This is a genomic window from Candidatus Pelagibacter sp., assembly GCF_052049935.1.
In the GTDB taxonomy this organism is placed as follows: domain Bacteria; phylum Pseudomonadota; class Alphaproteobacteria; order Pelagibacterales; family Pelagibacteraceae; genus Pelagibacter.
Window position 1 is genome coordinate 1 of record NZ_JBNGZA010000002.1, and the last position, 13213, is coordinate 13213.

The window sequence follows — 13213 nt, forward strand, 5'->3', positions numbered from 1 at the left end:
AATTAAAGTAATACTTTATATATTAGTAAATAAATATTACCTATTTTTTAGAGATTTAACAATAACCTCTCTTCGAGAAATGTAGACACCGCTCAAAATTATTATAAATAAACCTACTAACGTCCAATTATCAGGAAATTCATTAAAAATATAAAAGCCAATTATGACGTTATTTACTATCTCAAAGTAAGCTAATGGGGCTAATTTAGAAGCATCAGCTAATCTCAATGAAAGTATCAAGAATAAATGACCTAATGTTGCAAATAATCCAATACTAAACATCATTAACCATTGCTCTTTACTTGGGAAGATCCATACAAAAGGAATTATAATAGTTGTAAGTAGAGCTCCTATTATTCCAGTTAACAACAATGTTAATAAAGGACTATCGCTTGTACTTAATTTGCGAGTTGCAATTAAATAAAAAGCATACATTATTCCGGTGCCGAGTGCAGCAATACTGGCAAGATTAAACTCAATAAAACCAGGTTTAATTACAATTAGTGATCCTAGAAAACCAATTATAACAGCTGACCATCTTCTAAACCCTACTCTTTCATTTAATAAAAATGGTGAAAACGCTGTAACTACCAAAGGACATACAAATGCTAAGGTAAGTGCTTTTGCCATTGATATTTTTGAAAGAGCATAAAAGAAAAAAAGAGTAGCAAAAAGTAATAACAATCCTCTAATGAATTGGAGTTGCGGTTTATCTGTCCATTTAAATTGTTTTTTAAAAAAAAAGAGTATTATTGGTAAAACAATTACTACTGTAAAAAAATATCTAGCCCAAACTACTTGTAGAACGTGCATATCTTGACTCAAGTATTTTGCAAAAGCATCCATAATTGGAAGTATAGACCAAGCGCACAGATTAAGAATAATCGCCTTCATTAAAATAAAGTTATACTTTAATTAAAGTATTTTAAAGCAAAGAATATAACAATTGGTATTGTTATAAATGAAATAAAGGTTGATACAACTATGGTACTAGCAACACTGTCAACAATTTTTTTAGAAGAATACATAGTTGCAATCAAATAATTTAAAACTGCACTTGGCATTGAACATTGAATTAATAAAACACCGGCAGCAAAACCATTTAGATTGAAAATTTTTATTACTCCAAAACCAATAATAGGTCCTAAAATGACTCTTCCAACAGAACAAACTAAAGCTTTATTAAAAGAAAAAACTTTAAGTCTTGTTAAAGCTATACCTAAAGACATCAAAATTAAAAAGATAGTAGCATATGTCAGTAAAGAGCTTGTATTTTCAACAAAAGTTGGAAGTTTAATATTATAATATAAAAGTATTACTGAAATTATGATTGCGTAAAAAGGAGGACTTTTAATAACTACATCAAAATTAAATTTTCTATCTGCTAAAAAAACTCCAACAGTGAAATGAAAAAGAATAATTAATGCTGATATTGCGCCAGCCACTCCTAAGCCTGATTGTCCATATGCAAATAAACTAAGTGGAAGTCCTAAATTTCCTGTATTTGGCATTAATAAGGGTGGTAATTCCCTAATTATATCTTTTACTTTCAACAGATATAATAAAGAAACTCCAACAATAAAAAAGCATAATATCGCAATTAAATAATACCAGAAATAACTTTTAAATACTTCAAATGATATAAACTCCGCATTCAAAGAATATATGATCATAGCTGGGGATCCTATATTAGCTGCAAAAGTTGTTATGAATGTTGTGTCTATTTTAGGATTCTTTTTTCCTAGATAGTATCCAATACCTACAACAAAAAAAACTGGAAATAATACTTCAAATAACTTTATGTAAATTTCCATTAATTATATAGTCTAATTAATGTAGGTTGTTTTAGGAGAATTTTTTCTTTACTAAGTTTTTTTAAACAATTGTTTATACTTTGCTCAGTAGTCTTATGAGTAATAATAACAATTGTTGCTTTGTTAGCATTGTTATCAGGTGTTTGAATTAATCTTTTAACTGAAATTTTATATCTAGCCATTTGATTTGTAATTTTTGATAAAACACCAGGTATATCTTTAACTTCAAACCTCAAATATAAAGAATTTGTGTAATTAAGTATATTGTAGGGTTTAAGTTGTTTCCTTTTAGATGTCGGTAATCCAAATGGATATTTGATATTTCCTCTTAAAATAGATAATAGATCTGATAATAATGATGATGATGTAGGACCTGGTCCTGCCCCCTCTCCTTGCATAATACTCTCACCAACAGGTTTACCATTAGTAATAACAGCATTCATTACACCATTCACATTACCAATATAACTATTTTTACTGACTAAACACGGATGTACTCTTTCGAATAATTGGTTATTTATAATTTCAGAAATACCAAGAAGTTTGATTCTCATATTTAATTGATTTGCAATTGAAATATCTTTTAATTCAATTTTTTCTATTCCTTCCATTAGACAATTGTTTTGTGCTACCTTGGAATTAAAACATAAAGCTGAAAGAATTCTGACTTTTGCAAAAGCATCATAGCCATTCAAATCCAATTTTGGATTCCCAGGTTCTGCATAACCGAGAGTTTGAGCTTTTTTTAATACATTCTCAAAATTTTGTTTGGAATTTTCCATTTCAGATAGAATGTAATTACAAGTACCATTTAATATTCCAAAAACCTTTGAAATTTTATTTGTTGCTATCCCCTCTTTAATACTTCTTAATATTGGTATTCCCCCTGCAACCGCGGCTTCAAATTCTAAGTTGACATTATTTTTTTCTGCTAATGAAGATAGGTAATCACCATGTTTTGCTATAAGTGCTTTATTAGGAGTGATAACGTGTATTTTGTTTTTTAAAGCAGTTTCTACAATTTTTTTTGAAATACCATCAGATAAACCAATAGACTCAAACAATATATCAACATTAGTTTTTTTTATTATATCTAGTGGATTTGAGAAAAAAATTTTTTTATCAATTGTAAATCTTCTTTTTTTATTCTTATTTCTTGCTGAAATTCCAACAATTTTAATTTTTTTTCCAGTTTTAAGTTCTATTAATTTTTTCTTTTTTTGTAACTCACTGTAAAGATAAATACCAATTTGTCCTAATCCAATAACAGCAATGTTAATATATTTTTTCATAACTAATTATTAATATTAGGATATGGACTGTTGTTTGAATATTCTTCAAGTTTTATTTTAAATTCTTCAAAAGTCATTTTCTCATTAAAGTTCAAATCTAATTGTTTATTAAAAGCTTTATTCTTTTTTATAACGCATGAATTCAATAATAGTAATAAAATTAACATATATTTCATTTCAAGCCTTCTGTTTCATTAAAATTATATTTTAAGTTCATATTTTGAATGGCTTGTCCAGACCCACCTTTTATCAAATTATCAATGGTTGATAAAATTATCAGTTTATTTTTATATTTAGTTTTACAAACAGATATTAAACAATCATTTGTATTTATAACATCATTAGTACTTAACAATGTATCTTGTTCATGAATTTTTATGAATGGTGAATTTTTGTATGTTTTTTTCAGTTCATTAATGATTTTAGAAATATTAGATTTATTTTTTATAGTGATATAAATTGTACTAAGAATACCTCTAAACATTGGAGTTAAATGAGGTGTAAATGTAAAATTAATTTTTTTCTTATGTGTATGTTTAATCAATTCTTGTTGAATTTCAGAGTTGTGTCTATGAAAACCAACGCCATAAGCACTTAGTGATTCATATAAATTTTTATCCTTATATTTTAGATGAACACCTCTGCCAGCACCTGAATATCCTGATTTTGAGTCGATAATTATATTTTCTAAATCTATTAGATCTTTTCTTATTATTGGTATTAATGGTAAAAGTATTGATGTTGGATAACATCCAGGATTACCAATAATTTGTTTATCTTTAATTTTATTCTTTGTTATTTCTGGTAATGAATAAATACTTTTTATAATATTTTTTGGAAAAGAGTGTTTCTGTTTATACCATTTTAAATAATCCGATGCTTTATCTAATCTAAAATCTGCTGCAAGATCAATTAATGTATTATGTTTATTTAAGTATTTTGAAATTTTTTGAGCTTCGCCATTAGGAAGAGCGGTAAAAATTAAATCTACATCTTTTAATAATTTATTTTGAAACTTAATTATTTTTGGTAGTTTTTTTTTACTAAGAGATTTGTCGTAATAGGAAATTTTTTTACCTACAGAAGAACTTCCACATAAATATTTTATATTAACTTTTTTATGATTAGATAAAAGTTTTAATAATTGAACTCCAATATAACCAGTGGATCCAGCAACTAATACATTTAGTTTAGGCATAAATTAATTAAAATAGTATTTTAGATTATCTTTTAGAGAACTGGAAGCTTCTTCTAGCTTTTCTTCTACCAGGTTTTTTTCTTTCAACAGCTCTTGAATCTCTAGTTGTAAGTTTTTCAGTCTTAAGTGTTGATTTTAAAGTTTCATCAAAAAGAACTAAAGCTTTTGAAATACCATGAACCATTGCACCAGCTTGACCTGTTGGACCACCACCTTTTACATTACATCTAACATCATATGATGTTGATTGATTTATAATTTCAAAAGGTCTCACAATTTGCATCTTATGATTTTCACTTGAAAAATAGTCATCCATGGTTTTGCCATTAACATATATTTTGCCAGTTCCTTTTTTTACCCACACTCTAGCAATTGAAGTTTTTCTTCTTCCTGTAGCATATTTGCTGTCTTTAAAATCTAATTTCAATTTTGGTGATTTAGTTGAAGTCTGTGTGCTTACCATATTAATTTCTTACAATATTTTTATTATTCAATTTTGAAATTTCAATTACTTGTGGGTTTTGTGCAGTATGTGGATGTTCATTACCTGCATAAATTTTAAGTTTAGTTAATTGTTTCTTTCCTAATACACCACCTGGTAACATTCTCTTAACTGCTAATTTTAAAGTTTCTCCTGGTTTTTTATCTTGAAGTTTTTCAGGTGTAGTTTCTTTTATTCCACCTGGGTGACCAGTATGTCTATAGTATTTTTTATTTTGAAATTTATTTCCAGTAAATTTTGCTAATTCAATATTTTTAACAACTACAAAATCTCCATCATCCATATGTGGGGTAAAAGTAGTTTTATTTTTTCCTCTAATAATTTTTGAAATGACAGTAGCTAATCTCCCTATCACTGCATTTTTCGCGTCAATTTCGTACCAAGATGATGATAATTGGTCTTTTTTAAGAAATTTAGTCATTGTGCGTGGATTAATACTATTAATAATTTCAAAGTCAAATTGATAATTCTATTGATTTATTAAATATAAGTGCTACAAAACTCTTGCCGATTTGATCCTATTGCGGGCTTTAAAACAGCTAAAATGGAATTTCTCAATAAATCGGTAGGTATTTGAACTATATTGTGCACCTTGCATAATGCAGAAGCACTAAAAAAGGAGTTAAAATGAGCACAAAAAGAAGCAATCCAGAAACAATAGCAATACATGGTGGAGATTATAGAAGTGACCCATCTACAAATGCCGTAGCTGTACCTATCTACAGAACTACATCATATAAATTTAATAGCACAGAGCACGCTGCCAATCTTTTTGCATTAAAAGAATTTGGAAATATTTATACAAGAATAATGAATCCAACAAATGATGTTCTTGAGAAAAGAATCGCAAATTTGGAATCAGGTCTTGCATGTTTAACAGTGTCTTCTGGTCAAACTGCATCTACTTTTGCAATACTTAATGTTGCTCAAGCTGGAGACAATATAGTTAGTTCAACTGACTTATATGGTGGAACTGTTTCTTTATTTACCCACACTTTGAGTAAACTTGGTATTGAAGTGAGATATGCTGATCCTTCTGACCCAAAAAATTTTGAAAAAGCTATAGACGATAAGACAAGAGCTTTTTATGGTGAAACATTACCAAATCCATATTTAAGAGTTTTTCCAATTAAAGAAGTTTCAGATATAGGAAGAAAATATAACATTCCACTAATAATGGATAACACAGCTTCTCCTGTTATTTGTAAACCGATCGAGCACGGTGCAGCTGTAGTTGTTTATTCATTAACAAAATATATTGGTGGTCATGGAACTTCAGTGGCAGGTGCAATTGTTGATAGTGGTAATTTTGATTGGACTGCAGATCCAAAAAGACAACCTTTATTCAATGAACCAGACGCAAGTTACGGAGGTGTAGTTTGGGGAAAAGCGGTTCCAGAATTAACTGGTGCTAATGTTCCTTTTGCTGTCAGAGCGAGAGTCTGTTTATTAAGAGATTTAGGATCAGCGCTTGCACCTGATAATGCATTTGCTATCATTCAAGGTCTAGAAACAGTTGCTTTAAGAATGAAACAACACTGTGAAAACGCTGAAAAAGTTGTAGATTTTTTATCAAAACACAAGGAAGTTTCAAAAGTGATTTATTCTACAAAACATGACGATCACATTTCAGAAAGAGCAAAGAAATATTTAAAAGGTGGAAATGGTCCTATCGTTGGTATTGAGCTTAATGGTGGAATAGAAGCTGGAAAGAAATTTATTGAGTCTTTAAAAATGTTCTATCATGTTGCTAATATTGGAGATGTAAGAAGTCTTGCAATTCATCCAGCAAGTACTACGCATAGTCAGCTGAATGAAAAAGAATTAGCAGACTCAGGTGTAACGCAAGGTTATGTCAGACTTTGTATTGGTATAGAACATATAGATGACATTATCGAAGATTTAGACCAAGCTTTAAATAAATCATCAAAAGGTAAACTTAAGGCAGTTAGTTAGTATTTTTATAATATATAAAAAGAAAACTTAACAAAACAAATATTGACCCTAACTGGTGTACAGATGCATATTTAATCTCTACACCAGTTAGTAAAGTAATTATTCCTAAAAGAACTTGAATAAATATAGCTAGATTTAATATATTAATATTATTCATCGGAATTTTTTTATAATAATAGATATAATTTAGAATAATTAATAAAAAAATGATCAGATAAGCTACTAATCTATGGTAAAATTGTATCACAGTAGGATTACTTGATGAAGATATCTTAAGTAAATCTATTTTGTCTATATCGGTTGGAATAAATTTTCCATTCATATCAGGCCAAGTGTTATAAATTAAACCACCATCTAAACCTGCCAAAAAAGCACCTAGAATTATCTGCAATAGTAAAAAGAACAAAAAAATTGATAAAAAACTAATACTAATTTTATCTTTATTTTTTTTAATTTGTAAGTTTTCTAATAAAAACCAAAAAACAATTGATAATATAAAGAAAGCAATTGATAAATGAAGAGCTAACCTGTAATGACTAACATCTGTGTTATCAACTAATCCACTTGATACCATAAACCACCCAATCAAACCTTGAAAACAAATTAATAAAAAAATTGAATAATATTTTTTTTCATAAAAAAAATCCCTTTTAATACTTAAAAAAATAAAAATTAAAGGAATAATGGAAAATAGTCCTATAAATCTTGCTAAAATTCTATGTCCCCACTCCCAATAAAATATCACCTTAAATTCATCTAATGTCATATCAAAATTTAAAATCTTAAATTCTGGTATTTGTTTATATTCATTAAAATAAAAATTCCATTTTTCTGATGTAAAAGGTGGTAAAATTCCTGAGAACAATTCCCAAGCTGTAATAGATAGACCAGAGTCTGTTAATCGCGTTAATCCTCCAACGGCAACAATTGACACGATTAGTATAATCATAAATATTAGCCATAAACGAATATACTTTGAGTATTGATCTGTATTTACAAACATAATTTATACATATAATAGTATGTTTATTAACCAATAGATTTAATGTCGCCAATAAGAAAAAAAAAATTAGAAGTCATCAGAAAAAAGTTAGACAAACTTGATAATAGTTTACTTTCAATAATTAAAAAAAGAACTCTATTAGTGAATGAGGTTGTAAAACTAAAAAAGTTTAAAAAGGAAATTGTCGATAAACAAAGAATAAGAGTGATTCTTACAAAAATAAGAAAAAAATCAATTCAAAATAAAATTGATCCAAATATTACAAATAGAATTTGGAAAAATATGATTTGGTCTTACATTAATTACGAAAGAAAGAATTTTAATAAAAAGTAATTATTTGCTATGAGGCGGCAATTTTTTTTCAACAAAAACTTCGTGTTTTCTAGTTGCTGGATTGTATTTTTTTGCTTTTAATTTAACTTTTGCTTTTTCACCACCCGCAGGTTTTTTTACATAATAAAAAAAAGGACTGTCAGGTTTTTCTTCTGGAACCATTCTAACTTTTACATGTGTTTTCTTAGCCATATTATTTTATATTTTTAATATTTTTAATATTTTTTATTAAATCAGAAATTTTAAGTAATTTTTGCTTTAATTTGTCAGTCTTTATAGAATTATTCGCTAATTCGTCAAGAGGTAAAGATTCCTTAGAATTAAGTATTTTCTTTACGCCATTTATTGTCATACCTTGATCTTTCAATAGAAATTTAATTTTTTTTAATAAATCAATAGTATCGTTATCAAAATAGCGCCTATTTCCATTAAGAATTCTTGGTTTAATTTGTTTAAATTCCTTTTCCCAAAATCTAATTGTGTGTGTTGATAAAGTGCCTTTTTTATCATCTGTAAGCCCTAAAATTTTTGCAACTTCCCCTATTGTTTTATATGCATTATCAGATTTCATCTTGATTATTTATAAACTCTTTAAATTCCCTTGATGGTTTAAATAAGATAACTTTCCTGGCTGAAATAGTTTTTTCCTCTTTCGTTTTGGGATTTCTTCCAACTCTGGATTTTTTATATCTTATTGAAAAAGTTCCAAAGTTTGAAATTTTAAGTTTTTCATTATTTTTAACATTATCAAAAATAATTTGAAAGAAATCATCAATTAAACTCTCAGAAATTTGTTTCGAAAAACCTAATTGCATATAAACACTATTAACTAATTCTTTTTTAGTTAAATTAATACGCATATTAAGTTATATTATTTTTAATCTTGTTTATCAAATCACCTTTTATTATTCTTTTACAAACATCCAGTGAATTTGAAAAACCTAAATAATCTGTTCCACCGTGACTTTTAACAACTGGGGAGTCTAGCCCAATAAATATTGCACCATTATATAATCTTGGATCAAGCCTCTTTTTAAAATTATTTAAATTCTTAATATTTAATAGAGATGAAATTTTTCCAATCAAATTATTAGTCAAAGCTTTTTTTAGTTCTTGAGTAATAAAGTTAGCAGTGCCTTCAGCTGTTTTAAGAGCTACATTGCCGGTAAAACCATCTGTTACTATGACATTAACATCACCGTCCATAAGATGATTTCCCTCAATATATCCTTTAAATTCAAAATCTAAATTTTTTTTATTATTTAATATTTGAAAAGTTTCTTTAATAATTTCGTTACCTTTTATTTCCTCTGAACCGATATTAAGTAATGCAACCTTAGAAGTATCATTAGGAAATAAAGCTTTATACAATGAAGATCCCATAATTGAAAAATCAACTAAGTTTTTTGAACTGCATTCAATATTTGCACCTAAATCTAGGACTACGTTCATACCTATTTTATTTGGCCATAAAGCCGATAAAGCTGGTTTATCTATATTTTCAATCATCTTTATATTTAATTTTGATATTACTAAAAGTGCACCTGTATTTCCTGCTGATATCACAATATCGGATTCCTTTGATTTAACGCTTTCAATAGATTTCCACATACTTGTATCTTTACCTCTTTTAGCGGCTTCTAAAGGAGAGTCAGTGCTTTTAACTGAATTATCTGTATGGAATATTTCATAGTTATCTTTTAAAATCTTATCTTCAATCAATGGAGTAATTTCGTTTTTGTTCCCAAAGATTTTATAAAAAACATCTTTATTTTCTTTGTGATGATGTGCAATACCATCAATAGTTTTTTTTGGTGATCCATCACCACCCATTGCATCAACTGCAATTTTTACTAAATCAGTCATTTATTAATTATTATTCTTTAGGGTCTAAAACTTGACGACCTTTGTACATACCTGTTTTTAAGTCTAAGTGATGAGACAATCTGTATTCACCAGATTTTTTATCTTCAACAACATTCTTGGATGAAAATCTCATATTTTGAGATCTTCTCATTCCAGTTCTTGACGGTGTTTGTTTTCGTTTAGGTACAGCCATAATCAGCGATTACTTACACTTTTTATGTAATTATTTAAAGTGTTTTTTTTTAGTGTTTTTGAATAATTTTCAAAATAATTCAACAATAATTCACTATTATTTGAGTTTAGAGCGTAATTTTTCAATATTTGTGTTTTTTTTTCATTTGAGTAATCATCCCAAAAGTGAATCTTATCTATAATATCGTGAAATAAATTCAGATAATCTTTCATTTTTTTATTAATTGATTGGTCACCATATCCAATTTCTCTAATACTTAATTCTAGTTGCCTGAATGTGAAATCATAAATTTCTTGAAGCGTTTTCTTGTTTTCATCATTTTTAAAAATTTTAAAGAAAAAAGCAAAATGAAGCAAAAAATAGATTAATCTATCAGAAAATATATCTTGATTTTTGAAATCTTTATAAAGTTCTTTATTTCTAGTCAATTCAATTAAATTATTATAAATGTATATGTATTTATTTTTCATGAATAAAATATTTTTAATATTATCAATTTTATTATTAACATCAAATTGCACATTTAACAAAGTTGTAAAAAAACATGGTGTCAGAAATTTAGATATTAAACATCAAAAACTTGAACTTAATGTTTCAAATAAAAATGATATTAGACAAATACTAGGACCTCCTTCAACAACAAGTAATTTTGATAATGATCTATGGATATATATCGAAAGAGAAATTTCAAGAGAACCTCTTAAAAAACTTGGTAAAGAAATTTTAATTACAAATAATGTGCTTATAATTGAAATTAATTCTAAAGGGTTACTGGTTAAAAAAGATTTTTATAATCTAAATAATATGAATGAAATATCTTTTGATAAAGATACAACTACACAAAAATATACTAAAAGAACTTTCGTTTATGATTTCCTGTCTAGTCTTAGACAGAAAATCAACGATCCTTTAGGTAAAAGGAAGAAGCCTTAAATTATTTAACCAGCGATAACAGCTAAAAGTAATAATGCAACTATGTTAGTAATTTTAATCATAGGGTTAACTGCTGGTCCAGCTGTATCTTTGTAAGGATCTCCAACAGTATCACCTGTAACTGCAGCTTTATGTGCTTCTGATCCTTTTCCACCATGATTTCCATCTTCAATATATTTTTTTGCATTGTCCCAAGCACCACCACCAGCGGTCATTGAAACTGCAACAAATAATCCAGTTATAATTACTCCGAGTAACATTGCTCCAACAGATGCTAAAGCAGCTACTTGTCCTCCAATAGCAAAAATTACATAGTAAAGAACGATTGGTGACAACACGGGCAACAAAGATGGTATGATCATTTCTTTGATTGCTGCGACTGTTAACAAATCAACTAATTTTGCATAATCAGGCTTCTGTTTTCTTTTCATAATGCCTGGAAATTTTTTAAATTGTCTTCTTACCTCTATAACAACTGCTCCACCTGCTCTACCTACAGCTTGCATTCCCATTGAGCCAAATAAATAAGGTAACATCCCACCTATTAACAAACCAACAACAACATATGGATTTGATAAGTCAAATGTAACTACGATACCTTCTAATTTCGAACCAACTTCTTTTGAGAAATGTTTGATATCTTCAGTGTATGCTGCAAATAAAACTAGAGCACCTAAACCCGCTGAACCAATTGCATAACCTTTTGTCACAGCTTTTGTAGTATTACCAACCGCATCCAATGCATCGGTTGTCTTTCTAACGTTGTTAGGAAGTTTAGACATTTCAGCAATACCTCCTGCATTATCAGTTACAGGACCGTAAGCGTCCAATGCAACAACCATACCAGCAAGAGCTAACATTGTTGTTACAGCAATAGCAATTCCATATAAACCAGCAATATGATTAGTTAATAAAATACCAGCAACGATAATTAAAGCCGGTATTGCAGTTGCTTCAAGAGAAATAGCTAAACCTTGTATTACATTTGTGCCATGACCGGTTGTAGAAGATTTTGCTACACTTTTAACTGGTCTGTAACTTGTGCCTGTATAATATTCAGTAACCCAAATTAATAAACCTGTAATTACTAAACCTATAATACCGCAATAATATAAATCTTTACCTGTGAAGGTTACATCATTAAATTTATAAACATTTTCTAAACCTAAAACATAATCAGTTACAGGATATAAAATAGCTAAAGAGGTTACAGCAGAAACAACAAATCCTTTATATAAAGCATTCATTACATTTTTACTATTACCTAATTTGACAAAGAAAGTTCCAACAATTGAAGTAAGTATACATGCGCCGCCAATTGTTAGAGGATAAAGCATCATATTAAGATCACCTACAAAAAATATAGAAGCTAACACCATTGTAGCAACTATTGTAACAGCATAAGTTTCAAATAAATCAGCTGCCATTCCAGCACAATCTCCAACATTATCACCAACATTATCGGCTATTACGGCTGGGTTTCTTGGATCGTCTTCTGGAATTCCCGCTTCAACTTTACCAACAAGATCAGCACCAACATCAGCACCTTTAGTAAATATACCACCACCTAGTCTTGCAAAAATAGAAATCAAAGAAGCTCCAAATCCTAATGCAACAAGAGCGTTAACAATTTCTCTGTCATCTACTCCTGCTTTTAATAAGCAATAATAATAAACGGCTATCGCTAATAGAGCCAAACCAGCAACTAACATTCCAGTAACAGCACCAGATTTAAATGCAACAGCTAAACCACTTGATAAACCTTTTCTAGAAGCTTCGGCTGTTCTTACATTGGCTTCTACTGAGACAAGCATTCCTACATAACCAGCTACTCCTGAGAATGCTGCACCAATTAAATATCCAACACCAACAAGTGGACTAAAGGCATAACTAACAATTACAAGCACTACAACTCCAACAATTGCAATTGTTTTATATTGTCTAGCTAAATAGGCTTTTGCACCAATTTGAATCGCTGATGCAATTTCTTGCATCTTTGAATTTCCTGCGCTTGAGTTTAAAATGTTTTTTCCAGTGAAAAAACCATAAACAATAGATAATAAACCTGCGATTATTGTATAAATTAAAATATTTTCTTCTGTGTTGCTCATTTTTACCTTGAT

At 28.5% G+C, this 13213-nt stretch carries 18 protein-coding genes and 1 riboswitch; of the genes, 3 read left to right on the top strand and 15 right to left on the bottom strand.

Translation table 11 applies throughout. The annotated features are described in order from the left end of the window. Nucleotides 1-36 precede the first annotated feature (36 nt). From ACTT90_RS01080 to rplM, 7 genes are read right to left on the bottom strand one after another with little or no spacing between them, the layout of a single operon-like run. The gene (locus ACTT90_RS01080; RefSeq protein ID WP_440937045.1) at nucleotides 37-894 is read right to left on the bottom strand and encodes a DMT family transporter; all 858 of its coding nucleotides are present in this window, start codon (nucleotides 892-894) and stop codon (nucleotides 37-39) included. Nucleotides 895-911: 17 nt separating this feature from the next. Next, nucleotides 912-1814, bottom strand: a complete 903-nt coding sequence (locus ACTT90_RS01085) for an AEC family transporter (RefSeq protein ID WP_440937046.1) — start codon at nucleotides 1812-1814, stop codon at nucleotides 912-914. Continuing rightward, nucleotides 1814-3106, bottom strand: a complete 1293-nt coding sequence (locus tag ACTT90_RS01090) for a homoserine dehydrogenase (protein WP_440937047.1) — start codon at nucleotides 3104-3106, stop codon at nucleotides 1814-1816. Before ACTT90_RS01090 ends, ACTT90_RS01085 begins: the two co-directional genes overlap by 1 nt. A 2-nt stretch (nucleotides 3107-3108) precedes the next feature. Beyond that, entirely contained in the window at nucleotides 3109-3282 is a 174-nt protein-coding gene (locus ACTT90_RS01095) for a hypothetical protein (protein WP_440937048.1), read from the bottom strand. Continuing rightward, nucleotides 3279-4304: an N-acetyl-gamma-glutamyl-phosphate reductase gene (gene argC / locus ACTT90_RS01100; RefSeq protein ID WP_440937049.1), complete on the bottom strand. Its 1026-nt coding sequence runs from the start codon at nucleotides 4302-4304 to the stop codon at nucleotides 3279-3281. The genes ACTT90_RS01095 and argC overlap by 4 nt, the downstream gene beginning before the upstream one ends. A gap of 25 nt (nucleotides 4305-4329) precedes the next feature. Further along, nucleotides 4330-4767 carry a 30S ribosomal protein S9 gene (gene rpsI, locus ACTT90_RS01105; protein ID WP_440937050.1) on the bottom strand — a complete coding sequence of 146 codons (438 nt, stop codon included), beginning with the start codon at nucleotides 4765-4767 and terminating at the stop codon, nucleotides 4330-4332. A 1-nt stretch (nucleotide 4768) separates the two neighbouring features. Further along, a complete protein-coding gene (gene rplM / locus ACTT90_RS01110) occupies nucleotides 4769-5227 on the bottom strand; it encodes a 50S ribosomal protein L13 (protein ID WP_440937051.1) in 459 nt (152 codons plus the stop codon). A gap of 137 nt (nucleotides 5228-5364) precedes the next feature. Beyond that, nucleotides 5365-5431: riboswitch (SAM riboswitch) on the top strand. A gap of 2 nt (nucleotides 5432-5433) precedes the next feature. Here rplM and ACTT90_RS01115 point away from each other — a divergent pair. After that, entirely contained in the window at nucleotides 5434-6762 is a 1329-nt protein-coding gene (locus ACTT90_RS01115; protein WP_440937052.1) for an O-acetylhomoserine aminocarboxypropyltransferase/cysteine synthase family protein, read from the top strand. Here ACTT90_RS01115 and ACTT90_RS01120 read toward each other — a convergent pair. Further along, on the bottom strand, nucleotides 6755-7765 hold the full coding sequence (locus ACTT90_RS01120; RefSeq protein WP_440937053.1) for a COX15/CtaA family protein: 1011 nt from the start codon (nucleotides 7763-7765) through the stop codon (nucleotides 6755-6757). The genes ACTT90_RS01115 and ACTT90_RS01120 overlap by 8 nt on opposite strands. A 42-nt stretch (nucleotides 7766-7807) precedes the next feature. On the opposite strand from ACTT90_RS01120, the gene ACTT90_RS01125 reads away from it, so the two are divergent. Next, nucleotides 7808-8098: a chorismate mutase gene (locus ACTT90_RS01125; protein ID WP_440937054.1), complete on the top strand. Its 291-nt coding sequence runs from the start codon at nucleotides 7808-7810 to the stop codon at nucleotides 8096-8098. On the opposite strand, the gene ACTT90_RS01130 is transcribed toward ACTT90_RS01125, so the two are convergent. From ACTT90_RS01130 to ACTT90_RS01155, 6 genes are read right to left on the bottom strand one after another with little or no spacing between them, the layout of a single operon-like run. Then, on the bottom strand, nucleotides 8099-8290 hold the full coding sequence (locus tag ACTT90_RS01130) for a 50S ribosomal protein L33 (protein ID WP_014953281.1): 192 nt from the start codon (nucleotides 8288-8290) through the stop codon (nucleotides 8099-8101). Nucleotide 8291: 1 nt separating this feature from the next. Then, nucleotides 8292-8669 carry a MerR family transcriptional regulator gene (locus ACTT90_RS01135; RefSeq protein WP_440937055.1) on the bottom strand — a complete coding sequence of 126 codons (378 nt, stop codon included), beginning with the start codon at nucleotides 8667-8669 and terminating at the stop codon, nucleotides 8292-8294. Continuing rightward, nucleotides 8659-8958, bottom strand: a complete 300-nt coding sequence (locus ACTT90_RS01140; protein ID WP_440937056.1) for an integration host factor subunit alpha — start codon at nucleotides 8956-8958, stop codon at nucleotides 8659-8661. Before ACTT90_RS01140 ends, ACTT90_RS01135 begins: the two co-directional genes overlap by 11 nt. Before the next feature lies 1 nt (nucleotide 8959). Continuing rightward, nucleotides 8960-9964 carry a phosphate acyltransferase PlsX gene (plsX, locus tag ACTT90_RS01145; RefSeq protein ID WP_440937057.1) on the bottom strand — a complete coding sequence of 335 codons (1005 nt, stop codon included), beginning with the start codon at nucleotides 9962-9964 and terminating at the stop codon, nucleotides 8960-8962. 10 nt (nucleotides 9965-9974) lie between these two features. Continuing rightward, nucleotides 9975-10157, bottom strand: coding sequence for a 50S ribosomal protein L32 (gene rpmF / locus ACTT90_RS01150; RefSeq protein ID WP_440937058.1), 183 nt, complete (start codon nucleotides 10155-10157; stop codon nucleotides 9975-9977). 2 nt (nucleotides 10158-10159) lie between these two features. Beyond that, on the bottom strand, nucleotides 10160-10627 hold the full coding sequence (locus ACTT90_RS01155; protein WP_440937059.1) for a ubiquinol-cytochrome C chaperone family protein: 468 nt from the start codon (nucleotides 10625-10627) through the stop codon (nucleotides 10160-10162). On the opposite strand from ACTT90_RS01155, the gene bamE reads away from it, so the two are divergent. Beyond that, the gene (gene bamE / locus ACTT90_RS01160) at nucleotides 10626-11090 is read left to right on the top strand and encodes an outer membrane protein assembly factor BamE domain-containing protein (protein WP_440937060.1); all 465 of its coding nucleotides are present in this window, start codon (nucleotides 10626-10628) and stop codon (nucleotides 11088-11090) included. The genes ACTT90_RS01155 and bamE overlap by 2 nt on opposite strands. A 5-nt stretch (nucleotides 11091-11095) precedes the next feature. On the opposite strand, the gene ACTT90_RS01165 is transcribed toward bamE, so the two are convergent. Beyond that, nucleotides 11096-13201: a sodium-translocating pyrophosphatase gene (locus ACTT90_RS01165; protein ID WP_440937061.1), complete on the bottom strand. Its 2106-nt coding sequence runs from the start codon at nucleotides 13199-13201 to the stop codon at nucleotides 11096-11098. Nucleotides 13202-13213 lie beyond the last annotated feature (12 nt).